22 protein-coding genes and 1 other annotated feature are annotated in these 23,416 nt (G+C 43.7%); of the genes, 15 read left to right on the forward strand and 7 right to left on the reverse strand.

Annotated features, from left to right (window positions below):
* The first annotated feature begins 159 nt into the window (after positions 1 to 159).
* From CHX35_RS14730 to CHX35_RS14775, 9 genes are all read left to right on the forward strand, one after another.
* Positions 160 to 579: a hypothetical protein gene (locus tag CHX35_RS14730; protein WP_091838764.1), complete on the forward strand. Its 420-nt coding sequence runs from the start codon at positions 160 to 162 to the stop codon at positions 577 to 579.
* Between the two features lie 334 nt (positions 580 to 913).
* Entirely contained in the window at positions 914 to 1,642 is a 729-nt protein-coding gene (locus CHX35_RS14735; RefSeq protein WP_091838767.1) for a DUF1259 domain-containing protein, read from the forward strand.
* 228 nt (positions 1,643 to 1,870) lie between these two features.
* Complete coding sequence (locus CHX35_RS14740; RefSeq protein ID WP_176392109.1) at positions 1,871 to 2,704, forward strand: DUF1259 domain-containing protein; 834 nt, start codon at positions 1,871 to 1,873, stop codon at positions 2,702 to 2,704.
* A gap of 41 nt (positions 2,705 to 2,745) precedes the next feature.
* A complete protein-coding gene (locus CHX35_RS14745; RefSeq protein WP_176392110.1) occupies positions 2,746 to 3,588 on the forward strand; it encodes a DUF1259 domain-containing protein in 843 nt (280 codons plus the stop codon).
* Positions 3,589 to 3,744: 156 nt separating this feature from the next.
* The gene (locus tag CHX35_RS14750; protein ID WP_091838776.1) at positions 3,745 to 4,059 is read left to right on the forward strand and encodes an ArsR/SmtB family transcription factor; all 315 of its coding nucleotides are present in this window, start codon (positions 3,745 to 3,747) and stop codon (positions 4,057 to 4,059) included.
* 102 nt (positions 4,060 to 4,161) lie between these two features.
* The gene (locus tag CHX35_RS14755) at positions 4,162 to 5,097 is read left to right on the forward strand and encodes an NAD(P)-dependent alcohol dehydrogenase (protein ID WP_091838779.1); all 936 of its coding nucleotides are present in this window, start codon (positions 4,162 to 4,164) and stop codon (positions 5,095 to 5,097) included.
* Positions 5,098 to 5,176: 79 nt separating this feature from the next.
* Positions 5,177 to 6,193: an aldo/keto reductase gene (locus CHX35_RS14760; RefSeq protein WP_245838863.1), complete on the forward strand. Its 1,017-nt coding sequence runs from the start codon at positions 5,177 to 5,179 to the stop codon at positions 6,191 to 6,193.
* 999 nt (positions 6,194 to 7,192) lie between these two features.
* Positions 7,193 to 7,672 carry a VanZ family protein gene (locus CHX35_RS14770; protein WP_176392111.1) on the forward strand — a complete coding sequence of 160 codons (480 nt, stop codon included), beginning with the start codon at positions 7,193 to 7,195 and terminating at the stop codon, positions 7,670 to 7,672.
* Positions 7,673 to 7,914: 242 nt separating this feature from the next.
* On the forward strand, positions 7,915 to 8,238 hold the full coding sequence (locus CHX35_RS14775; protein ID WP_091838786.1) for a DUF3969 family protein: 324 nt from the start codon (positions 7,915 to 7,917) through the stop codon (positions 8,236 to 8,238).
* 365 nt (positions 8,239 to 8,603) lie between these two features.
* Here CHX35_RS14775 and CHX35_RS14780 read toward each other — a convergent pair whose 3' ends face one another.
* Positions 8,604 to 9,821 carry an MFS transporter gene (locus CHX35_RS14780; RefSeq protein ID WP_176392112.1) on the reverse strand — a complete coding sequence of 406 codons (1,218 nt, stop codon included), beginning with the start codon at positions 9,819 to 9,821 and terminating at the stop codon, positions 8,604 to 8,606.
* A 387-nt stretch (positions 9,822 to 10,208) separates the two neighbouring features.
* Here CHX35_RS14780 and CHX35_RS14785 point away from each other — a divergent pair, with 387 nt between their 5' ends.
* Positions 10,209 to 11,459, forward strand: coding sequence for a tetratricopeptide repeat protein (locus CHX35_RS14785; protein WP_091838791.1), 1,251 nt, complete (start codon positions 10,209 to 10,211; stop codon positions 11,457 to 11,459).
* Between the two features lie 48 nt (positions 11,460 to 11,507).
* Here the strand turns inward: CHX35_RS14785 and CHX35_RS14790 are convergent, their stop codons facing one another.
* Entirely contained in the window at positions 11,508 to 11,744 is a 237-nt protein-coding gene (locus CHX35_RS14790) for a hypothetical protein (protein WP_091838794.1), read from the reverse strand.
* A 276-nt stretch (positions 11,745 to 12,020) separates the two neighbouring features.
* Between CHX35_RS14790 and CHX35_RS14795 the strand changes: the two genes are divergently transcribed.
* Positions 12,021 to 12,998, forward strand: a complete 978-nt coding sequence (locus CHX35_RS14795) for a beta-propeller fold lactonase family protein (RefSeq protein ID WP_091838797.1) — start codon at positions 12,021 to 12,023, stop codon at positions 12,996 to 12,998.
* A 29-nt stretch (positions 12,999 to 13,027) separates the two neighbouring features.
* On the opposite strand, the gene CHX35_RS14800 is transcribed toward CHX35_RS14795, so the two are convergent.
* The 5 genes from CHX35_RS14800 to CHX35_RS14820 form a co-directional block, all read right to left on the reverse strand.
* Positions 13,028 to 13,321 carry a hypothetical protein gene (locus tag CHX35_RS14800; RefSeq protein ID WP_091838799.1) on the reverse strand — a complete coding sequence of 98 codons (294 nt, stop codon included), beginning with the start codon at positions 13,319 to 13,321 and terminating at the stop codon, positions 13,028 to 13,030.
* Positions 13,322 to 13,324: 3 nt separating this feature from the next.
* On the reverse strand, positions 13,325 to 14,188 hold the full coding sequence (locus CHX35_RS14805) for a hypothetical protein (RefSeq protein WP_091838801.1): 864 nt from the start codon (positions 14,186 to 14,188) through the stop codon (positions 13,325 to 13,327).
* On the reverse strand, positions 14,181 to 15,635 hold the full coding sequence (locus CHX35_RS14810) for a hypothetical protein (RefSeq protein WP_091838804.1): 1,455 nt from the start codon (positions 15,633 to 15,635) through the stop codon (positions 14,181 to 14,183). The genes CHX35_RS14805 and CHX35_RS14810 overlap by 8 nt, the downstream gene beginning before the upstream one ends.
* Positions 15,610 to 16,353, reverse strand: a complete 744-nt coding sequence (locus tag CHX35_RS14815) for an ABC transporter ATP-binding protein (RefSeq protein WP_091838807.1) — start codon at positions 16,351 to 16,353, stop codon at positions 15,610 to 15,612. The genes CHX35_RS14810 and CHX35_RS14815 overlap by 26 nt, the downstream gene beginning before the upstream one ends.
* A gap of 78 nt (positions 16,354 to 16,431) precedes the next feature.
* Entirely contained in the window at positions 16,432 to 16,644 is a 213-nt protein-coding gene (locus tag CHX35_RS14820; protein WP_091838809.1) for a hypothetical protein, read from the reverse strand.
* 595 nt (positions 16,645 to 17,239) lie between these two features.
* Between CHX35_RS14820 and CHX35_RS14825 the strand changes: the two genes are divergently transcribed.
* The 4 genes from CHX35_RS14825 to CHX35_RS14835 all read left to right on the forward strand — a co-directional run bounded on the left by CHX35_RS14825 (position 17,240) and on the right by CHX35_RS14835 (position 23,348).
* The gene (locus tag CHX35_RS14825; RefSeq protein WP_091838812.1) at positions 17,240 to 18,601 is read left to right on the forward strand and encodes a LysM peptidoglycan-binding domain-containing protein; all 1,362 of its coding nucleotides are present in this window, start codon (positions 17,240 to 17,242) and stop codon (positions 18,599 to 18,601) included.
* 24 nt (positions 18,602 to 18,625) lie between these two features.
* Positions 18,626 to 19,768, forward strand: coding sequence for a phosphotransferase (locus CHX35_RS14830; protein ID WP_091838815.1), 1,143 nt, complete (start codon positions 18,626 to 18,628; stop codon positions 19,766 to 19,768).
* A gap of 330 nt (positions 19,769 to 20,098) precedes the next feature.
* Positions 20,099 to 20,254, forward strand: coding sequence for a hypothetical protein (locus CHX35_RS17635; RefSeq protein WP_176392113.1), 156 nt, complete (start codon positions 20,099 to 20,101; stop codon positions 20,252 to 20,254).
* Between the two features lie 161 nt (positions 20,255 to 20,415).
* Positions 20,416 to 20,641: a binding site (T-box leader), on the forward strand.
* Positions 20,642 to 20,687: 46 nt separating this feature from the next.
* Positions 20,688 to 23,348: a valine--tRNA ligase gene (locus tag CHX35_RS14835; protein ID WP_091838817.1), complete on the forward strand. Its 2,661-nt coding sequence runs from the start codon at positions 20,688 to 20,690 to the stop codon at positions 23,346 to 23,348.
* The last annotated feature ends 68 nt before the right edge of the window (positions 23,349 to 23,416 follow it).

A 23,416-nucleotide genomic window follows, 5' to 3' on the forward strand; every position in this document is an offset into this window, starting at 1 on the left:
GACGACGGTTTAAGCTTGGATTTGATCCTGTCAGTCGATGGGAGCTTCCAAGAATCCCCCACCTCTTAGCGTTAGCGTAGGTGGGGGAGGTTCAAATCAATTAACCACGGGATGAAATAAGTGAGCTACGAATAGGCAGTGAGCAAGGGAGCCTATTTGATGAATATGAGAGCTATCTGTGAAATTGAGAAGGAATATTTCACGATGGATGTGTATGTTCCACTGGATATACATTGGGGAATAAGGCGCTATGGGAGACCGGTTAGCTATTGGAGAGTTAGAAGTCATAATAAAAACTCATTAGTTGAGTTCGGGTTCGATGCAGAAAATGGTGATCTCCGGTCTTTAACCATCCCAATGCTCGATGAAGTAACGGAATGTGATAGCATGAGCATCACGAATGAAGTGAAGGAAGGAATAGATGTTATTGTATGTGACCGCATGGATGTAAAGGATGCGTTAATGGACGGGAATCTGGTGTGGAGAGGGTTGCTCACTTTTGATGCGTCTTCAGATTATGCGATAGATGAAGTTGCTGACTTGACTATCTATCTTTCCCTTATTAAAAGACGAGATTGAAATCATTAGGGAAAGCCTAGCGCATCAAATGCGTTAACCATATGACATCGCTTGGGATGAATACGGCTAAAACCGCGATTGTAGAGACAATAAATCGCGGTTTTTAGTTATGTTCTTGGATGAATGAACGATTGAAACATAGTTTGTGCGATCTGAAATTGGAACAAGGAGGCTACAGGGGCCATTGATACAATCCGATGGGGTTGGTTTGTCATATTGTAATGTGTCATAGGAAAAGGAGGGTAATCAAATCGGTATAGCAGCGTCTTGCCAAGTACTGGCCGGTATTTTAAAGGGGAAGGCTTCTTCCCTATCGACACCAAACACCTGTATTGTGAGTAACCTTCGTACCTTTACTGTCAGGGTTTTTGGACGTAAGACCACCGAACCGATCAATAATCTTTTTTTAATGCAGCCGAATGTGAAAAATCCACTGAACCTGGGTTTCTTTGCTCTCTTGCCACGGGAAGTAACCGGGGTAGTTAATGCCCTTAGCCAACAGAAACTTCAGGTGACATCTATAAGCCCTTTTAGCTTATATGCTCACCCGAATGTGGTGAATGTGTACATTCAATCACAAGAATCAGCATTGATTTTTGCTAAAAAAGTAAGAAGGGTCTTAAATACGTTGACCATGTTAGTACCATCGATTCCTGAGCCACCACCACCACCTGCTTTTCGCCTTCTATGCCAAGCCTTTAGTCAAATTATCGGTGCGCAAACCGTAGGTATTATTGGCGAATCGTGTGAAGTGCTTCGTTTTCGCAACATTCCCTTTCGCGTAAACGGTAAACCGGTATCCACGGATGGGCTGAGCTACTTTAACCTTGGTTTTGAAAATGTCGACAAGCAAGGAAAGGCTTTATGTACAGGGACAGTCGGGCTTTTAAGACGAGAAGTGTCTCCCTTTATCAATGTGCTACGTAAGCAAAAAAGCATAAAGTATTCGCCTCTCTTTACACGTTACTTTACGAATCCCACTCTTCACTATCTAAATTACACAGCAGTTGAGCGTCCTTTGGATTTTGCAAAAATCAGCCGTCAAGCCATTTCTGTCTTATGAAAAAATCGATGGTCCATGTGCCTTATGGGTATTGCGGATAACTGCAATACCCGTTTATTTATTCAATGCTCAATGGAAGTGGATAGGATCAATGATATTTTCATAACAATCGGGGGAGGTACCTTAGCACGGCGATTCTATCACCCTCATAACATAATAAATACTTTCGATGGTAGATCGGCATGACGAATGCTGGCACTACATTTGATTTCATGGGGTGAGATGACGTTGAGAAATGGACAACAAGCCTTTGAGTTTTTGTGCAAGCGCTTTGGACAAATTATTGGTGGAGCGGGCTTTGGTGTGTTTAACGGGTTTTGTGATGCAGGAGTACAACGAAAGATCCCCGTCCGTGTTCTGGGTCGTTCAGCGACAGGGGCAGGGCAAGTAACAGGATCGTTCTTTAATTTTGGTAGTTTTGATAGACAGGGACGGGCACTAAATTTAGGTCAGATTGCGGTGCTACCCGAGGAAGTAAACCCGCTCATAAAAATTTTGCAGTCAAAAGGGGTCCTGATCGCATCGATCAACGATTCCTTTCTCTCGACGACACCGACGATGTTGGATGTAGGGGTTGTCCAAATTGAAAATCCGCTGATCTTTGCCAGGCATATTGCTGACGCGTTTCAAACGCTTTCCATTGAAACAATCCCGATCACACAAAAGAAATCAGCACTTTGTGATCGCTATGCCAATTTGATAGGGGCGACAAGCTTTGGTATCATTAATGGTTTTTGTGTTGCGGGTCGATTTCGCAATATCCCCGTTGAAATACTGGGTCGCTCGGCAAATGGAGGCAATGAAGTAACTTCCTCCTTCTTTGATGCAGGCCCGATTGACAACCAAGGAAGGTCTTTAAATATTGGTCAAATTGCAGTTCTCCCTCAAGAGGTCGACCCCTTCATTCAAATTCTCAAGTCAGTAAATATCCCCGTCTCAACGGTGGATACGCCCTTCATCTTTGCGAAACCGTTAATTCGCCTGGTTCGAGTCGAGGCCGTAGAAAATCCCCTTGTGTTTGCTAGGAAGATTGGCATTGCTTTTAAAAGATTGCTCGGTTAACGCCTTTCTTACAGGACAATTTAAAAAATGGTGAGATGAGAATGAGAAACCAACAAAAACAACAAAATATTGTGGGTCGGTTATGTAATCGATTTGCCCAAATCATTGGTGGTAGCAGCTTTGGGGTGTTTAACGGTTTTTGTGATGTCGGTGTACAACGAAAGATCCCCGTCCGTGTTCTGGGTCGTTCAGCTTCAGGGGCCAATATGGTTACAGGGACGTTTTTTAACTTTGGTAGTTTCGACAAGCAGGGTAGAGCCCTCAATTTAGGCCATATTGCTGTGTTACCCGAGGAAGTTAATCCACTCATTCGGATGTTACAGTCGAGGGGTGTGCTAATTTCTTCAGTAAATGATTCCTTTCTCTCTGAGACACCTTCAATTCTCGATATTGGTGTCCTTCAAATTGAACATCCATTGATCTTCGCCCGGCATATTGCCCATGCGTTTCGCGCGCTATCGATTCAACCAATGCCCATTGTATTTAAAAAATCAGCGCGATGTGATCGCTATGCCAAGCGTATCGGTGGGATAAGTTTTGGCACGGCTCAGGGATTTTGTGATATGGGTCGCTTGCTCAATATCCCCGTTAAAATATTGGGGCGTTCAGCAAGGGGAGCTAATGAGGTGACGTCGTCATTTTTTAACGCTGGCCCCGTTGATCAACAAGGAAAATCGTTGAATTTCGGACAAATTGCGGTTCTCCCTGAGCAAGTAAATCGGTTAATCAGCATTCTCCAGTCGGAAGGGATTCCAACCTCCACGGTGGATACGCCTTTTATTTTTGCAAAACCACTGATTCGCTTGGTTCGAATGGAAGTGGTAGAAAATCCCCTCGTGTTTGCCAATCAAATGGGATTCGCTTTTAAAAGGTTACTGAGTTAGCGCAAATTAAAATACGGACACCCTTGTCCGTGGTGTCATAGGAGACAAGCCTACAGAGATAAAAAAATTCCCCTCATGCTCTTGACATGAATACAAAACCATGATAATCTCCTATTTGTAAACGCGTTTAAAATTATCTACCAATGGAGGTTGCCCATGGAACCCTCGAATATCGACTTAAATGATACCAAAACGATCACCAAATTCTTTACCGCTCTGGGTGATCCCACTCGTTTGCAAATTGCGCAGTTCCTCGGCAATCATGGCAAATCCAATGTGAGTGAGATAGCCAGCCAATTTGATATCAGTCGGCCGTCGATCTCTCATCATCTTAAGATCCTCAAAGAAGCGCGCATTGTTGATAGCAAAAAGTCTGGTCAAGAAGTATACTACTGGCTCTTATTTGATGTCGTATCGGCCAATCTACAAGTGATTGCGGATGCACTCCGATCATTGAAGTGTCACGACTAATTTTTTTACGCAATAGATAGATAGGTTTAAAAATATCTAAATATAAGGATTAAGCAGGGCAGACGGGTCATATACTAAATCCGATAGAATGGAGTGTTGAAGATGAAAGCTGCATTTGTTGATGGGAACAAACAATTGGTGGTAGGGAACAAACCAAAGCCAAAACCAAAGTCCCATGAATTGCTCGTGAAAGTACAGGCAACCAGTGTAAACCCCTCGGATTGGAAAATGCAAAAGACCTTTTCTAAGCTGGGGCTCTCATACCGTCCTGGGGCAGACTTTAGTGGTGTCGTCGAAGAAGTAGGGAGCAAGGTTACTCAGTTTAAAAAGGGCGATGCTGTGTTTTCAATGAAAGGACCGGGGGGTGGCACGGCAAGTGAATATCTGACCGTACATGAAAAGCGTGTCGTTAAGAAACCCGACTCCGTATCCTTTCAACAAGCGGCGGGGGTTCCGACGGCAGGAATTACAGCCTGGCATGGACTCACCACTTATGGTCAATTGCAGCCGGGTCAAAAAGTTCTGATTGTTGGTGCATCGGGTGGTATGGGAACCTTTGCCGTACAGATGGCCAAAGCATTAGGTGCTGAGGTGACGGGGGTTTGTAGTACACGCAATGTGGACCTGGTTAAAGAACTTGGTGCCGATGCGGTGATTGACTATACCAAGGGGAGTGTGATTGATCCGGCTTTATTTGGTCAATTTGATTTAATTTTAGACACGGTGACCACAGACGGGTACAAAAAATACTTCCCTCTCCTTACGAAGAAGGGAGTGTATGTCACCTCTGTCACGACAGCGCACAATTTTATGGGCAAGATAAAGGGATTCTTTTCATTCGGTGGAAAACGGGCAACGGTGATTTTAGTCCCGTCGTTGGGGATCAAACAGCTTCAAGAAATTAGTCAGTTAATGGCCCAAGGCAAACTACAGACGCATATCGGGGAAGTATTTACCCTCGATAAAATAAAGGAAGCCTTTGAGCTAAGTAAGACAGGGCGAACAAGAGGAAAAATCGTCATACAAGTGTCTCCATAGGGTCTAGTTGTGAGTAGCTAATTTCTGGCTTTCCTAGGATTGTGTAAGATAGAAAAAAGGGAGGTGAATCTCCACTACGATGGGCAGGGTTTTTGGGAATGCTTCTCGTAGTGGACGATGTATGATACCAAATCGAAAATTGGGAAAATCAAGTCTAGAGATTTCGGCATTGGGACTCGGGTGTTGGCAATTTAGTAAAGGCAGTGGAATTGTGGGGAAATATTGGTCGGCCCTTGACGACCAAGTGATTACGGACATTATCAGAACGTCATTAGAAGGCGGAATCAATTGGTTTGATACTGCGGAAGCCTATGGGAAGGGAGAATCCGAGAAAGTACTGGCACGGGTTCTCAATGAGCTAGATAAAGAAGATGAAAAAGCGCTGGTTGCTACCAAGTGGTGGCCGCTATTTCGGGGCGCTACTTCCATTACAAGTACCATCGATCAGCGTCTTGCATGCCTTCAGAATCGCACCATTCACCTATATCAAATTCATCAGCCCTTCTCCTTTTCTTCAATAAGTAAGCAGATGAAGGCGATGGCGGAACTTGTACAGCAGGGGAAGGTTGTTACCGTAGGGGTCAGTAACTTCAATGCGAAGCAGATGCGTGAAGCGCATCAGGTTTTAGCAGAGTATGATATCCCACTCGTATCCAATCAAATGAAATACAGTCTTTTGGACCGGAAAATTGAACAAAACGGAGTAATGGAAGCCGCAAAGGAATTAGGCATCACGATTATTGCCTACTCTCCCTTAGAGCAAGGACTCCTAACTGGCAAATTTCATAAGAATCCTGAACTTTTGCAAGCATCCTCCCGAATTCGTCGGTTAACCAATCGCAAGAAGCTTAATAATCTCTCCCAAACGCAACCCCTGATTGACACCTTGGAAGAAATTGCAGATCAATATCAGGTCTCTGCTAGCCAAGTGGCACTCAACTGGCTGATTACGAACCATGGGGATACCGTTGTCGCGATTCCAGGTGCAACCAAGGTCCAACATGCGAAGGATAATGTAGGAACGTTAACCTTTACGTTAAGTGAAGATGAACGGGGTCAAATTGACCAGGCTTCAAAGCAAGTCCTAGGGATTTAAGCCATCCATTGCAATGATTCTCCTACTTCATCGAGAAGGTCGATATACAAAAGCCCTAATCTTTGTAAGATTAGGGCTTTTGTTATGGAGGTTTTCTTTATGTATTATTGCCAATACATTTTAGGTAAAATTAATGCATCGGGCTCCGAAACTTCAAGTACAAGCATCGGAAGGAATGGATGTTCAAGGCTTCTACCAGGGATATGTTTCCGATGAACCATCACAGTGGTTAAGAATACGTCTCTTCCTTCTGTAAGAGCATATGGAATTTTTATGTTAAACTCACGCCCGTATTCGTTTGCTAAAAGATCAGCAAAATCTTGTTCATGTCTGGGTAAATCTATTAGTCCCTTTAATTCATACAAATAAAGGGCTAACTTATAAAAATATATAGGATATTGGTAGTAAATCGGATCATTTTAATATAAAACAGAAGCGGGACAATCGGTTATTCCCCATTTATTATATAGCTTTACGTTTGCTTGAACAATACAACCGAAATACAACTCACCTTTCCGAAAAAAATCCTCCTGCATCGAATAGATTAATCCTAATGGATCAGTTGAACCTTTGATCCAAGAAGGCCCTTTTAATCGACTTTTTTCAAGAAATAAGGCCCTATTTTCATAAAAGTATTGCTTTGTTAATTCATAGTTGAAATACTTCATGGTGTAATCCCTCGCATATGTAAAATTTTTCATCAAATATACCTTATCATAGAGGTATATTTGAATCTGTCCATTCACTCTATAATTTGTTAGGTACCTCTTTTTTGTGTCCAAGCTGTATAATGAACTAAGAAAATAAGTCTCTTGTGCTCCCACGCCGTCTCCGAACCCCCCAACTTCTGGATAATCAACACGCGTGTTTGGAAAGAGGTGAATTAATATTCGGATAGAATTGAACTTTTCTATTATAATATTTTTTGTATTAATATTTTTCGTTTTTGAAATGAGAAAATATAGGAAAGGAAAGCGGGACCGCATTATTAATCATTTTATGAATGTTACCTTTTTTACTTATTGTTTATTATTCGTTAAGGTAGCATTTTTTCCAATTGATTTGGTCGATACTTCGATGGCGGTCGGTTTTAGACCTCATAACAATATCATTCCATTTACTAGCATGTGGGAAAGTGTAACTTCTTCCGTATCACCAACGGTCGCAATGAGGCAAGTGGGAGGGAACATCCTACTGTTTATTCCTTTAGGCTTTTATTTAAGCTTTTGGTGGAAACGAATCAATTGTGCTAGTAAGTCAATGGTGATGGGGATGGTATTTTCCCTAACCATTGAAGTAGTGCAATTCATTCTTTCATTACTGCTTAATGGGATCTATCGGGTATTCGATATAGATGATGTGATATTGAATACCTTAGGTTTTGTCATTGGATTTATCCTTTTTAAGATGGCCAGGCCTTACATTACGAATTCTTTTGCTAAGAAACAGTTGCTTAACAACAAGAATGAATCTAAATAAAATGGATCTGGGAATTCGTGGTATGGTCATGTTATTAGTTATTAGGTAATTCGGAGGGGATCATCAAATCGATGAAGAAAGAGACCACAAAACTCTCTATGAGGGAAGGACCCCTACGTTGTTTTCATGCATCATGAAGGAGATAAGAGTAATTGAATGCAAAAAAAGGCTACCCACATGAAAGAAAAAGTTCAACAACTCCAACGGACGTTATATCTTTGTACCATTAAAAGGAGAAATGGATGCGAATCGAAATTACTGAAAAGGTTGAGAGAGAGCAACTTACCTTAGTCCTTTGTATCGGGTTCTTGCATGCCTTACAAAAAGGGGCTTTAACGTTAGAAGAAGTGGAACAATATCTTTTTAGTCCCTATACTGCGACAATACTCGAAGAAATGGGATTGAAAAAAAGTATAATTGACCTGATCTGGATGGGGTGTGAACTCGAAGACATTCAAAACTTGATTCCTGAAAAGTTGGATGTAACGATGAGCGATCTGATCAATCAATCTGTTGCAGAGCTTTGCAAATTAAAGAAAACATCGCCCGAGAAATTATTAAGATAAGATATTTATGAAGCCAAGTGGTGAGGAGAATGAGCAATGAATTGGCTTGAAGAAATATATTATCCGAATCATCGAGATAGTGAGGGGCATTTGATTATAGCTTGCTAGACGATCCATATGATTTCACCCGGCTACATGATGAGTTTTGGAATGAGATCTTTTATGATTTGGAAACCGATACAAAAGTATTGGTTCTGTAAAGGATGAGAGACTGAATGGATGGGGTAGAGAATCGTGGTTGGGACTTCATTTAACGATAACAAGTTGTAAAGCCTTCCTCTTCTAAGAGGAAGGCTCTTTCCATGCATTCCAGAAAGATCATGCGGCTCATTCCATAAAGGCGATATGAAAAGAACGCTATTCTTCTATCCGGCTGAAGCTTCTTGTGAGGGTGCTTCTTCGGTTTTGCGAGCGTTCATTCGTGAGTATACCCAGTATAAGAGGAGACCAAGAAGGATCAACAGGGTGGTGGATAAGAACATGCCCCGATACCCGATGGCATTGGCGATAAAGCCAAGTACAAAGGCTCCCGATGCAATTCCCAAATCGGCTGATATAAAGTAGGTAGCTGTAGCGGCACCACGGCGCTCGGAGGGAACCGACTGGATGACCTTTGCGTGTAAGCTGGGTTGTATGGCTCCAAACCCGAGCCCGATCAATAAACCCGCCAATAAAAAGGCGATCATGGAGTGGGCTTGACTGAGCAGGATGATGCCGAGGATGCAACCAATCATGCCTGGGTAGATCACATAACTTGCGCCATATTTATCTGCGATTTTCCCTGTGATCGGTCGGGCGACTAGGATTGAGAGGGAGTAGACGGAAAAGAAGTAGCCAGCGATGGTTGCCATGCCAAGATCTTGAGCGTATAAGGAGATGAAGGAGACGATCCCGCCATATAGTGCCAACAATAGCATCGAGATGATGGAGATAAAAACCGCATTGGGTTCAATAAATTGACGCCAAGAGAAGGAGCGAGTTGTATTGGTCGAAGCGTTTTTGGTAGGTTCGTTATATTGAATGAGCGAACCGAGGAGCACACTGAGTGCGGCTAAAGTAGAGCAAAGGATAAACATCATCGAAAAATTGGATAAGTGGATTGCCCATAGACCGAGGGTAGGTCCAACCACCATGGCCATGCTGGCAAATCCACTATAATAACCAAGTCCTTCCGCTCGACGTTCGTTTGGGATGAGGTCTGCGACCATGGTTCCTGATGCAGTGGTTGCCATGCCAAAACTAAACCCATGCAGGAAACGTAGAATGAAAAAAAGTAGCAGCCCCTTCATACCCAGGTATCCGATCATAATGATCAGGAACAATAAACGACTCCATAAAAAGATTTTTTTTCGACCGATGGTATCGAGCCAACGCCCTGCGAGGGGACGCGAAAAAATTTGTGCGGTGGTAAAGAAGCCGATAATGAGACCCACTTGGTCTACGCTTCCTTTCAAGACTTTGACGACAAATATCGGCAAAGTGGGCAATAGCATATAAAAACTAGTAAACATAAAAAAGTTACTTAAGGCTAAGAGGATAAATTCCTTGGTCCACATGGGCTGGGTGTTTTCTCTACTTTTCAAAAAATTCTCCCCTTTTTGAAATTTAGTACTTGAAAAATATTTCCTGTCTAGTATAATATATCTTAAGTCGAATTGGTAGGAGGTGGCAACAATGATCAAGTTCTCCAGCGAAAACATGGTGATTTTGACCGCTGCTTTCCCTGCTTAATCCTACTACATAATGAATCCCCCACTATGGGGGATTTATTATTCTTAAGATGTACAAGCCCTCTAATTTTACATAATAAAAATATTAAACTTTTTACTCTATCAACGATTCCCTATTGATAGGGAAATCAAAGAGTTGAGTGATTATAGTGTATCCCACTGGGTTATGGCGTCCTCTCATGTGAAAAGGCAGTACCAGCAAGAAAATAAGATGAGATATCAGGAAGGGGTTGTAAGCAAATGACTTCAGAAAACGCCTTTCTTTCAGCGATCCTTCATCTAAAAGAGGTGGATCATCGTTCGAACATTTGGACAAAAAGTGTGACACGATCCTACGCATCGCACAATTTCAATCGAATACCCTATCATTTAGGGCAACTATTGGAGCCTTCGGTGTTACATGAAGTTTCTCATGAGACAGGGATATCGGTGTCGCAATTAAAAATGGTAGACTATGAAACCCAGGGGCCCATGCGAGAAATCCAGGATCGCATTGCGCGGCAGTCAGATCTGTCCCCTGTGGAAAAGCTGAATGTTGTCTACTGCCTGGTTTCCCTTTCGCGGTATGAACGAGCTGTTGATATTCTCTCTACGCTTCATCCAGATCAACTACGACAAGAGGACCAGATTTACCTTTCCTTTATTCAGTTTTTAATTAAAAACCGCTTAAGTCTTCCTTATCAATCGGACTTCATCGCGATGAGAGAAGCACTTGGGCAGAAAAACCTTTCTGATGTCATGCGACTAAAGGTATGTACCCAGGCGATCGTATGGGAATTAAAGCAAAAAGCATTAGGGGAAGAACTGTACACCTGGTTTGTGAATGAGGGCTTGAAAACGTGTGATCGTTTAAAAGAAAAGGAAGCTCTCTCTGAACAACTTGCTCTTTCTTCCTTTTATAGAGCCTATGCAATGATCCCTGCAGCAAAACAGCTGGTTAAGGAAACAAGAGAAGAAATGGAGAAGGCCCTCTATTTTGCAAAGGCAGCGAAGCCAAGCAATCCATTAGAATCCTGTCGGAAATTGGATGCAATGAAGACTTGCTTTGAATCAGAATTAAAAGAGCACTTATATCTATCAAAGGATTATGAGCAAGCCGAGCGGGCTGGCTTTGATCTGATTCAGACGGATCCGGATTGGAGTATTTCCTATCACGAGCTGGCCGAGGTGTATATGAAGGTGAATAAGTTGGAAGAGGCTCTCGCCATGTTTCAAAAATCAAAAGAGATCGGGTTGCCTCGCACCACTTTCACCCACTTTATGATGGGATATTGCCTTGGGGAGTTACATCGTGAGGATGAAGCGATTGATGCCTTTATTCATACACTAACCATTGATCCCACCAATCTTTCTGCAGGCATCAATGGCTATAATTTGGCGAAAAAAATAGGCCACGCTCAAGAAGACACATTTAAATCCTATCTGACAAAGTGGGAAGAAGCGGGAATCTTAAAGGATGAACATAAACAAGTCCTCAGCGCTGGCGTTTAATCAACGAGAGGACGAAATGAAAAAAGGTAGAAGCCTTTTAACAGGCTTCTACCTTTTTGTGGTTTGCGTATCATCTTGGCGAGGGGCAAGTCGATGTTCCATTTGGGTAATCCTTTGCTTCATCTGCTGAATTTCTTGATGGAGGGTTTCTATTCCTGGATCCATTTTAGGGGAATTCTTTCTCAACAGAGCAGCCAACAGCAAAATCACGCCTACGATTATGGCCAATACAAAAAGTACAATGACAAGTTGGGTAATCATCGTTCCAATATTGAAGCTTAACATAGGAATCCTCCGTAAATTTCCAACGTGGATGATCCTTATTAAAGTATCATCGTTGGTTGCAATAATCAATTAAAATTAACGTAAAATGCAGGTGCTTACCTTTATTTAGCCCCAGTTGCTCCAAAGTGCTTTGCGAAAAGGCCTCTCCCGATGTCAGTAATGAACGTAAAATCAAAAAAAGTTCATCAGGCATATTAATGGGTTATGATGATCTGTCGATTATACCATGTACATGGATGAAGTCGATGGGTCAATTGGAGGGGGAGTGGTTCGACGATGAAGAGAAAAAGGAAGGGGCATTCTAGAAAATCACGTGGGTACCGAGCTTACTTTACGAATTTCGGCGATGATACCATCTCCATCGTAAATACACGGACGGACCAAGTCACTGGTACGATCTCTGTGCGAGATCAACCGGATGGGATTACTACCAGCCCGATTAAACCAACGGCCTATGTATCCAATACCAATGATAACTCGGTCTCGGTTCTCGATCTCATTCGGAATACGGAAATCAAAACCATCCCGGTTGGGCAAGGCCCTGTGGGCATTGCGACTCTTCCTAGTGGGAAAAAAATATATGTTGCTAATTTTGATGACCAAACGGTATCGGTGATCGATGCCTTGACGTATCAAGTGAATCCTGTTGAGGTCGGGATGAACCCTTTTGATATCGCCTTTAGTCCAGATGGAAAAAAAGCGTATGTGTCGGTAACGGTGAGCAACTATATTGCCGTGTTAAATACCTTGACAGATGAGATTATCACGACGATCCCCATCACAAACGGACGTTTTCCCCGGGATCTTGCTGTGACACCCAATGGGAAAAAACTTTATGTCGCCAATCGAACCAGTGTGAATGACCCGAGTACAGCTTCTGTCATTGATACGACGCAAAATACGGTCATTGGTTCGATCAATGTGGGGATTCGGCCCAATGGTGTGGCCGTTACCCCGGATGGAAAGAAAGTGTTCATTACCAACATTGGGAGCAATAATGTGACGGTGGTGAATGCCCATACCGATACGATAATTACAACGATTGACGTGGGGGAGGGTCCAACGGATGTTGCTGTCACTCCAGACGGAAAAAAAGCGTATGTGACCAATTACTATTCAGGAAATGTGTCCGTCATTTTAGTAGCGAAAAATAGTGTGATTACGGCGATCCCCACTGGTACACAAACCAGCGATGGGGACATTTCCACCTTTCCTTTTCATAAACGAATCAAGCCAAAAGCGAATAGAGCATAGCTTTTGGCTTGATTCTCCTGGTTACTATATTATTTGCTGTTTGTTTGATCAGGTTTGGTGGGAAGGATCTTCTGGATCAATCCTATCACGATAAATGAAATAAGGAATACACCGATGATTACAAGAAAATAGGTGGGCGAAAAAGAGAAAGCGAGTTGTTTCGTATTTGAATTTGCGGAGACATGAACGGTCTTAAAGATGAAATCCTTTTGGCCATTGGTTGTAAAGGAATAGTAGAAGAGACAGGCGATGGTATAGAGAGGGAAAATAGCGATGCTGATGGTACTGGATAGGATGAGGTTACTGCTTAAGGAACGTTTCATACATTACCCTCCCATTCGGTTCACAAGGATTTGTTTAACAACGGATTTACCATCCCCCATGAAGGGGAGGAGATACATAAGATGTAAGGCAAATGCGGAAGAGATGACCATGAGACTATCGGTGAGAGTGGGGTGGAGTGTGGTCATTTGAAGAAGCAGAATTCCTAATAATCCCATTGTACCAGGTATGGCAGGACCTAAGAAAGTTACCCAGATTAATTTAAATGGATAGGGACTGATGGTGGGTCGTACCAAGCGGATGGAAAGAAGATCCGCCGCGACAAAACCACTTCGGTCGGGAACCATCCGTCGATAGATATAGACATGGATGGTCTCATGAAGGGCGGAACTGACGATGAGGCCCCCATACAACAACGTGAAGTAGTAGGCGAGTTGGTAGAAAAAAGGATTGGGGATGAATCCATAGGCAAGGCTATCCATCACCATAAAAAGAGCCCAGAAAATAAATAATTTGCGTAGCGTGATCCCCATCATCTGTCGGAGTAACGTAAAGAAATGGTTACTCGATAGATTAAATCGCTCATGATACCCTTTTCGGTATTGCATGAAGAATGAAAGGAGTAGGCTTATCCCACGGTTCTTTCCATGATAGGTATAGTTGAGTACATAATGTTGATTCAGATGATTAAAAAGCTGCCCTGTATCGATGGAAAGTCGCTCTTCCCCAACGGAGAAAGTTTGGTCTAAGCGGGTGACGATTGTACCCATATCCCGTTGCCCATCAACTTCTTCAATCATTTTTTTACCCACATCATTGACTGGAATGACAGCGTCAAGATGCTCATCGTAAAGACCATCTTCATGAATGTGTACACCGGATGGCAGAACAGGAACCACTTTAATCATGGCCAAACCTCCACTCCCCAAGAGTTAAAATGATGAGGCAGATAAGAAGTTCTCCTCCCAATGTCAACATGATTTTAGGGAGCAGGGTAAGATCCGTGACGGTTGATTGTAGGATGTAGGTGATGGGGATGAGTAGGATAATTAGAAAAAATATCGCCAGAAAGGCTGCTTGTGTATTTTTTTTGTGCACGGGAATGGTTAGTCCTGTGACATAAAGTATCGCCGTTGAATTTAAGAGAATGAGGAGAATATAGACAAGTGATGATAACGTATCAGGGAGAAAAAGCGTGATCCCACTATAGAGAATGACTTGGATGAACGCCAATAGTGACAGACCGCCGAATTTGGCAAGGGAAATACTTTTAGCGCCGATCAGGTAGGTTCGATATAGGGGAGCAAATTTCAAATCATTCCCGAAGGAATTTAGAGCGACAAATCCAGATAAGCCTGCAAATCCCATGAGGATCATGTTGTTTCCAGAGAAATGAAAGTGCAGCTTTGCCAAAAAGGTAAGGATGATGATCAAGAGTAGGCTCAATAAATTTTCCTCATCCCGAGCTTGGGTTTTTATCTCCTTCACTAAAACCGCACCCCACTGACTTGTTGGCATGGGGATGTTGCGGAAAAGGGTGGAGGATTTTTTAGTTCGGGAGGGTTGAGTCAAAAAGAGAGCGGCAAAGGATAAGAAGAGACCCCCCAATCCGATGCCGAAAAGGAGAAACACGTTCACATTCATTGAGGAAAGCTTTCCCGATAACCACAGGGGTAAGGGAGAGAGGAGATAAAATAGGTTATAGTCAAAGTCGGATGCATTTGCAAGGACATCCTCTATACTGATGGTCTCCAATCCGTAAAAGAGGATCGAGACGAAGAGAAGGATCAGTGTAAGCAATTTTCCGTAGGGAAGATTGCTGAAAGCGAGGATGGCGTTTGACAGATTATAGATGAATTCCAAGAGCGATACGATAAAGAGTGACTGCAAAATGAGGCCAAGGAAAAATGAAAGGGTAAACGTAAAACCGGCTTCTTCTAATAGAAAGGCAGGTAATAGAATGATGGAGAAGATCAACAGATTGATCCCAAGGATTTGCAACGTGAAGGGTAAAAAATACCCTACATTCTTCTCAAAGGGGGTAACTGGAAACCAGCTCAATTTCACAGAAAGCTGATCGCGATCCGATGTGAGTACTTTAAATATAATGAAGAGAAGACAGGTGAAGATGGAAGCATTTAAAAAGTTTCCAATGGTAAACACCAGGGTCGAATCTTTCATCATCGTGTGAAAATACATGCGTGTAAAGGTATATCCTGCAATTGATCCGAGGATGAGAAGAGAGAGAGAAATCAGCAAAGCCGATAGTTGTTTAGTACGGGTATCAAGGGTTTTTAATAGTTCCTTGCGCCAGAGAGTAAGGATTAACTTAGAAATGGTCAATGATTTTTTCAAATCGTTCCCTCCGCTCCCCTAACATGGACACTTTCATAAAGACCTCTTCTAGATTTTTGCAATCATACTGATTTTTTAATTCATTCGCATGCCCCTCCGCTACTTTCATTCCTCGAGATAGAATGGCGACCCGATTACACATCGCTTCTGCAGAGAGTAAATCATGAGTGGCTAATAAGATACTGCCACCTTTTTCTGTGTATTTTTCCATTAATCGTTTTGTCATAATAATGGCCTCAACATCAAGGCCGCGAAAGGGTTCATCTAATACGATGATCTGGCTGTTTAACATAAAGGCGGCAATGAGTTGTGTTTTTTTCTTCATTCCATGGGAGTAGGTTTCGATGGGCTTCTTGAAAGCGTCTTGCATATCGAATAGCTCAATGAGATCCTCCGTTTTTTTACCTGACTCCCTTTCGTACATCCGATTGACGAATTGAATATATTCAATCCCCGTCAAAGCATCAGGGAGAAGTAATTCATCAGGAACATAGGCCATTCGTTTCTTAAATTCCTTTGTGTGCTGTGGAAAGTCATCCAGGTGGATTTCCCCGTTAGTCGGAGAAGTAATGCCGAGTAAACAATTGATGATGGTTGTTTTCCCTGCTCCATTGGGTCCAGCTATGGCAACGATCTCATGGGGCTGAATCGTTAAGTCAAATTGGTTCACCACAAAGTTCTGATCAAATTTTTTAGATAGCTCTTGGATGGTTAGCATCGATTTTCACACTCTTTCAAAATAAAAATGGTACCTTATCATACGAGACCGTATGATAAGGTACGAAGAGATCAAAAATTAATCGCACTCAATGTTGACTTTCAAACCGTTTTCCCACTGAACTCCACCAGTGAAGTGCTTACCATGAGCATAGGCAAGGCACCATACTGCAGCACCTAACACGAGAGTTGCGCCGAGCGCGAGCAGAACTGCGACAAACACGAGGAACCACGCTTCATCATTGACCGTTTTGACAGACGAAAAATCAGCTTGAGGTGCAACATACTCCATCCAAAATCCCTCCTAAAATAGTAAAAATAAAATAAAAAATCAGAATAGAAAGTTACCTATTGCTAGGCGGAGTAGATTGATTAATGCCAATGGTAGAGCGATGAAGTGAGGTGAACTGTTTCTATTAACACCATAGTAATAAGAGTTTACCAGAATTGTCAACACCATAAATATTTTGATATTATTAAAATTACATGGATATATTTTGATGGATCCTTTTCTAATAGTGGATATTTTTATGATGATGGGAATAATTGAAGTAAATATTCAGATTTATCTTTATAAATAACGGGATGATACTAAATTAATTTTTTAAACTTGCAAATTATGTATTTTTACGAGATTGATTGAAGGGGTGCTTGTCGGAGTCCTTATCTTACTGGGTTCATGGACGTGCTTGGGTACTATCCGTCCAGACGGTGGCATAAGGTTACAATACAGTCGTAAACCTATGACTTCCCTCTCACGCCCCCGCCGGCGTGAATCGCACCCCGGATCGGCGGAGGCGAAGGGAGGAGTATTTGATTAACGCCTGCCGGAGGTTTCGGGAAGTTAGGGTTTCTTCGGTAACTTGAGTCCTGAGGGGGGATCTTTGTTGACGGCAAATTATAATCAACTCCGGTTTGATATTTTGGAGAAGGTCCGTCTCCATCCCCAGAAACCGGGGATCGGGACACTACTGGAGTTGGATTTGTATCCCGATGTGGAGATCGAAGACCAGGGAAGTCATCTGAAAATCGAAGGGTACCTTCGTTTAAATGGTACCTATCTCTCTGGTCATGGTTATCTTCTTCCTGAAGAGGGGGAAGGTGAGGCTTCTTCCCATCCTAATGGAATGATTTCTTCCCCGCCGCCACAAAAAGAAGAGATTGCGTATGTCATTCCTGTAGAAATCACTTTACCGGCAGAACGAGCGGATATTGATCATATTGCTTCAGAGATTGAGTCCTTTGACTATAAGGTCTTGTCTCCCTTTGAATTGCACATTGAGGCAGTTCTTTCGATTGATGGTCTACTGAATGATGAGCAGTCAGAGGAACCCTCTGCCGATTATGAATTGGTTGATCCTGAAAGTGCAGAAGAGCCTTTGTTACCTGCACAAGCGGAATCTCAGGAAGATCTGGAGGAAGCGATGGATTCGCCTGAGGCTGCTGAGGAAGCTCAAGAAGAGGTCAGCTTTATGGATGAGAGAAGACAAGAAGAAGATCTATCCGCGTCCGATTCATCGGATATGGAAGCATCCAATCACGAGTCAGAAACGGAGAATTACGATTTTGTACATGTTGCCCGTTATGATGGCATTGATGATTCACATGGTGTACTCCATTCTCAATCTTTCCATGATGAGGAAAGTGAAAGTCCTGAGGATACCGTTTTTCAAACCCATGAGACACCTATAGCGGAAGCATCACCCGATGTAGAAGAAGAGGTTACTAGCGAAATGGAAGCAACGAGAGCAACTGAGGCCGAATCTGAATTTGAAAAAGAAGCGGACCCTCCGCCATTATTTTCCCATGATCGAAGAGGGTGGGGAGATAATCGATATTTACGACATCCGCATCATGGTGAATTTGATTTCCAAGAGTTGGACACGGATGAACGACAAAAGTTTGGAATTGAACATTTGTCAGAAATGGCACAGAACGAAGAAGCAACGAAGGGTCAGCAATTTCTAGAGGAACGCCAGGCGAGCGATGAACCACCGTCTGCTACCGAGACCAATCAATCGGATGAGAAGAATGAAGGGAAGCCGGCTCGATTGGATTGGGCGCGCTGGATACTGGGTGATGAAGAAGAAGAGTTTGTCAAAGTACGAATGGTGATTGTCCAGAAGGAGGATTCGCTGGATACGATTGCGGAGAGATATGAGGTGTCAGCTAGCAAAATTCTTCACCTTAACCAATTGGAAAGTAACGTGTTAGAACAGGGACAAATCGTATATATCCCTCGAAGTTAACTACACGGTGACAAGAGGTCGTAGATGAAAGGAGATGAAACCATGAAGTTAGATCCGATGTTAGATGGACCGGTACTTTCAGAGGTTTTTGATCGGTATGGATGGTCCCCCAGTCGTGTTCGCTATATTCAGGGCGTGCTGCAGGTGCGTACCGAAGAAGGGGAGTTTTCGCTAAAAAAAACCGAAGCCCCTGTCGCCAAACTACGCCTTCTGAACCAGGTGAGTGAGGCATTAATCGAAGAAGGCTATGAGCATCTTCTCTCTTTTGTGAGGACCAAAGGCGGAGAGCCCTTCGCGGAGATGGAACGAGGGAATTGGTATGCCTATCCCTGGTATGGTGAGCCCTTAGGAAAAGGAGAACCGCTCTCTTCGTTGGAGCTGATGCGACAACTTGCCCGTTTTCATCGCTTAAGCCAACCTATAGTAAAAAATGCATCGATTGAAAAAGGGAAATCCTTGCCTGTTCAATCCGAGCGATGGAAAGAGTGGCAAAACCACCTTGCGGAGTGGCGGGAGATGGCAAATGAACGTGAATTTACCTCTCCCTTTGATCGAACTTTTCAAGAGCATTATGATTTTCTGGATAAATCCTTTCAATTTTCTTTACAAGGGATGGATCGGATTGCTTCGATCAGTGGCGGGGCTTTGCCGCAGCAAACCTTAACCCATCAGCGTATTCACCCGCAAAATCTGCTTGTTGGCGCAGAAGGGTGGCGCTGGATTGATTGGGACCATTGTGCGGTGGATCAGCCTGTCACGGATATTGCAGCATTTCTTCGCCGTTTCCTCGAGGTAGAGGAAGGAGAGGTTGTTGATCCTGCTGCGCTACTCGAAGCGTATGATAAAGAGTGGACCCTGTCACGGAAAGAAAAGAAGATTCTCGCCTTAACGCTTGCCTGTCCAGAGAGGCCTCTTCGTATCTTGCATGCCTATTACCAAAAGCCGCGTCGTTCGGAGGAGTCGGTTTCTGTGCGCCGATTGGAAGAAGAAGTGGATCGGCTACAGGTTTTTCAAGATTGGATTCGCTCAGAGTGGAAGCCAAGTGCCACAGGGCAAAAGAGTGGGAGCAGCAGGGGGCACCGAACAGGGAGCAAAACGGGTGCGCGTTCAAATGCGCCCCAAAAGAATCGCCGACGAGGGAACAAAGCTAAAAAACAGAAGATCTAAGCCATAGAAAACACCGGAAATCCGGTGTTTTCTATCGTTTGCGATACCCTCCAAGCCAGGTTCCAAAGGCTTTTACAGGGAGATAAAGGGCGGCTGAGAAGCACAAAGCACGTATCCATTCCATTGTTCACGACCCCTTTGTAGTGTTTTGCATATATGCAACATGTTTGCTATTGATCAAATTATATGCGCAACTAAAAGTTTGGTGTACGGACTCAGCAGAATGGGTGCTTAGAATAACAAAAAAAAGAAAAGGGGTGGACAAGATGCTAGGAAAAGAGCAAAATATACGAGAGACAAAGCAGGGGAAGTTAGGAGGACGTTAGAAGCATGGTGAAATCGACGGCGAGAAGTATGTACCGTGGTCTTTTGATTATTCTTATACTCAGTTTCTTACTCTTGAGCACGGTGCTGTTGTTGGCTTTCCTAGCGGATCCACAATTGATGTGGGAGAGCGTACAACAAGCCTTTGGAATGATTCGTTAAACAGACGATAACGATCCACTTATGGACGAGATTCTTTTTATGTTGCAACCATGCCATTATTCACCACAGTAATCGGAGTGCGAACCCATAGGGGTTCGCCTTTTTTGTTCATAAAATTTGACTCTCACCCTTCAGCAGTATAAAATAAATACACAATTATTTAAGAAGCGATGATAGGAAGAGTAGTCGGATGTGGTTCGTTAAGAGAGAGGCTCCCTGGCTGGAAGGGCCTTCTTACCTATCTGATGAACGTCACCCTGGAGCTTTTTACCTGAAATGGAGTAGGGTAAAACGCGGCCCGGCGTTACTGGGGATCCCAAGCGCATCAGTTTGCCTATGTAGGCACGATGAATAAAGGTGGTACCGCGGAGCCCATCCGTCCTTTGGATGAGGGCTTTTTTTGTTTTCTGCGGAAATGTAAAGGAGGAGTACGATGGCTGATCAGCAAAAGGAAGGGTTGCCCACTTCCTATGATCCAAAACAGTCTGAAGAAAAATGGTATCAATACTGGTTAGAAGGAGATTTTTTTAAAGCAGGTCAAGATCCTGAGAAAGAGCCCTTCACAATTGTGATTCCCCCGCCCAACGTTACGGGAAATCTTCATATTGGTCACGCATTAAACTGTACCCTGCAGGATATTATGACCCGAAGTAAGCGCATGCAAGGCTATGATGCCTTGTGGCTTCCAGGGATGGATCATGCGGGAATTGCGACCCAATCCAGGGTAGAAGCAGGTTTACGGGAAAAAGGAATTAGCCGTCATGATCTTGGACGAGAGAAATTTGTTGAACAAGTGTGGGAGTGGAAGGAAAATTACGCTGAAATCATTCGGGAGCAATGGCGTAAAATTGGGGTTTCTCTCGATTATTCCCGGGAACGATTTACGATGGATGAGGGGCTTTCCCGTGCGGTTCGTGAAACCTTTGTCCGTTTATACAAAAAAGGGCTCATCTATCGTGGTAAATATATTATTAACTGGGATCCTGCTGCTCGTACGGCGCTTTCGGATATCGAAGTGATCTATAAAGAAGTGCAAGGAAAGCTATACCATATGGAATATCCGTTGACGGATGGAAGCGGAAAAATTCGAGTGGCTACCACCCGTCCAGAAACCATGATGGGGGATACGGGTGTAGCCGTCCATCCTGAGGATGAACGTTACCAAGGGTTGATCGGTAAAACGGTGACGTTGCCTGTGGTCAATCGGGAAATCCCAATCATAGCGGATGAACATGTTGACCCTGAATTTGGGAGCGGTGCAGTTAAAGTTACTCCAGCGCATGATCCGAATGACTTTGAAATTGGAGGGCGTCATCAACTCCCTCAGATTCTCGTCATGGATGAATCAGGCACCATGAATGAAGAGGCGGGGATCTATCAAGGGCTTGACCGCTTTGAGTGCCGCAAAAAAATCGTGCAAGATCTTCAAGAGGCAGGTATCTTGATCGAAATTGAGGATCATGTTCATTCTGTTGGTCACAGTGAGCGTTCGGGTGCAGTTGTCGAACCGTATCTGTCTACTCAGTGGTTTGTTGCGATGAAACCGCTGGCTGAAGCCGCGATCAAACAGACGCGTTCGGGAGAAGGCGCCCGCTTTGTCCCTGAACGTTTTGAGAAGACGTACCTTCATTGGATTGAAAACATTCGCGATTGGTGTATTTCTCGTCAGCTTTGGTGGGGGCATCGGATTCCTGCTTGGACCTGTGAGAAATGTGAGGAGGTAGTGGTTGCAGTTGATGAACCAACGACCTGTCCTTCATGTGGTGGGCAATTAGCACAGGATGTAGATGTGCTGGATACCTGGTTTAGTTCAGCCCTGTGGCCTTTTTCAACCCTGGGGTGGCCAGAGGAAACCGAGGATTTCAAACGGTATTTCCCAACGAGTGTATTGGTTACGGGTTACGATATTATTTACTTCTGGGTTGCACGGATGATTTTCACCGCCTTGGAGTTTACCGGCGAGAAACCCTTTAAAGATGTGCTGATCACAGGCTTGGTAAGGGATTCCGAAGGCCGGAAAATGTCTAAGTCCCTTGGCAATGGGGTCGATCCGATGGAAGTGATTGATCGATATGGATCCGATGCGATGCGTTTCATGCTTTCAACGGGGTATACCCCTGGGAACGACCAACGCTTCCGCTGGGAACGGGTAGATGCCGCGCGCAACTTCGCAAATAAAATTTGGAATGCATCTCGGTTTGCCTTAATGCATTTACAAGAAATCCCAGATGAAGACCTTCAATTTAACCCGGCGGATCATTTCTCCACAGCGGATCGATGGATTCTTCATCGCTTGAATGAAACGGTAGAAAGTGTGACGCGAAGTCTAGATCGGTATGATTTTGGAGATGCTGGGCAAACCTTGTATCAATTCATTTGGAATGAACTCTGCGATTGGTATATTGAATTTGCTAAGCTCCCACTTTACGGAGAAGACGAGGCAGCGAAGGGGACGACGCGCAGGGTTTTGGTATATGTTTTGGATCAATCGATGCGTCTATTGCACCCCTATATGCCCTTTATCACCGAAGAAATTTGGCAACAACTTCCCCATAGCGGTAAGAGTATAACCGTGGCAAAATGGCCGGAGGTAAAGGATTCCTTTATTGCGAAAAGTGCGGTTGAGGAGATGGAAGTATTGATTGCCACCATCCGTGCCGTTCGTAACATTCGTGCTGAAATGGATGTCCCCCCGAAAAAAGAGATCGACTTACTCATTCGCGCTGAGGAAGATACACAGGCAGCCTTTAAAAATAATGAGCCGGCTATTCGTCGCTTATGTGGCGTGGGTAGTTTATCGGTAGATACCCAGCTTGATCGTCCAGCACGTGCAATGACGGCGGTTGTTTCAGGAGCAGAAATTTTCCTTCCCTTAGAAGGATTGATCGATATTGAGCAAACGATTGCCCGCTTGGTTGCGGAGAAGAAGAAGTTGGATCAAGAAGTAACACGGGTAGAAAAGAAATTGGCAAACCAAGGGTTTGTCGCAAAGGCTCCTGCACATGTCGTCGAGGAAGAGAAGAAAAAGGGCGACGACTATCGTGAAAAACGGAGGAAAGTAGAGAATCGTTTGCAGGAGTTGCAAGGAAATTAAAAGGAAAAAAGGGACGGGCGATTCGCCCGTCCCCACTTTTGACGAATATGATAAGATGGTGGATGTGA

The sequence above is a fragment of the Marininema halotolerans genome, from assembly GCF_900116235.1.
Taxonomy (GTDB): domain Bacteria; phylum Bacillota; class Bacilli; order Thermoactinomycetales; family DSM-45169; genus Marininema; species Marininema halotolerans.

Coding starts and splice junctions, on each gene's coding strand:
- CHX35_RS14770 (WP_176392111.1), top strand. CDS start 7,193: ATGAATGTTACCTTTTTTACTTATTGTTTATTATTCGTTAAGGTAGCA.
- CHX35_RS14805 (WP_091838801.1), bottom strand. CDS start 14,188: ATGATTAAAGTGGTTCCTGTTCTGCCATCCGGTGTACACATTCATGAA.
- CHX35_RS14760 (WP_245838863.1), top strand. CDS start 5,177: ATGGGCAGGGTTTTTGGGAATGCTTCTCGTAGTGGACGATGTATGATA.
- CHX35_RS14750 (WP_091838776.1), top strand. CDS start 3,745: ATGGAACCCTCGAATATCGACTTAAATGATACCAAAACGATCACCAAA.
- CHX35_RS14815 (WP_091838807.1), bottom strand. CDS start 16,353: ATGCTAACCATCCAAGAGCTATCTAAAAAATTTGATCAGAACTTTGTG.
- CHX35_RS14800 (WP_091838799.1), bottom strand. CDS start 13,321: ATGAAACGTTCCTTAAGCAGTAACCTCATCCTATCCAGTACCATCAGC.
- CHX35_RS14775 (WP_091838786.1), top strand. CDS start 7,915: ATGCGAATCGAAATTACTGAAAAGGTTGAGAGAGAGCAACTTACCTTA.
- CHX35_RS14835 (WP_091838817.1), top strand. CDS start 20,688: ATGGCTGATCAGCAAAAGGAAGGGTTGCCCACTTCCTATGATCCAAAA.
- CHX35_RS14730 (WP_091838764.1), top strand. CDS start 160: ATGAATATGAGAGCTATCTGTGAAATTGAGAAGGAATATTTCACGATG.
- CHX35_RS14790 (WP_091838794.1), bottom strand. CDS start 11,744: ATGTTAAGCTTCAATATTGGAACGATGATTACCCAACTTGTCATTGTA.
- CHX35_RS14785 (WP_091838791.1), top strand. CDS start 10,209: ATGACTTCAGAAAACGCCTTTCTTTCAGCGATCCTTCATCTAAAAGAG.
- CHX35_RS14830 (WP_091838815.1), top strand. CDS start 18,626: ATGAAAGGAGATGAAACCATGAAGTTAGATCCGATGTTAGATGGACCG.
- CHX35_RS17635 (WP_176392113.1), top strand. CDS start 20,099: ATGGTGAAATCGACGGCGAGAAGTATGTACCGTGGTCTTTTGATTATT.
- CHX35_RS14795 (WP_091838797.1), top strand. CDS start 12,021: ATGAAGAGAAAAAGGAAGGGGCATTCTAGAAAATCACGTGGGTACCGA.
- CHX35_RS14755 (WP_091838779.1), top strand. CDS start 4,162: ATGAAAGCTGCATTTGTTGATGGGAACAAACAATTGGTGGTAGGGAAC.
- CHX35_RS14820 (WP_091838809.1), bottom strand. CDS start 16,644: ATGGAGTATGTTGCACCTCAAGCTGATTTTTCGTCTGTCAAAACGGTC.
- CHX35_RS14745 (WP_176392110.1), top strand. CDS start 2,746: ATGAGAAACCAACAAAAACAACAAAATATTGTGGGTCGGTTATGTAAT.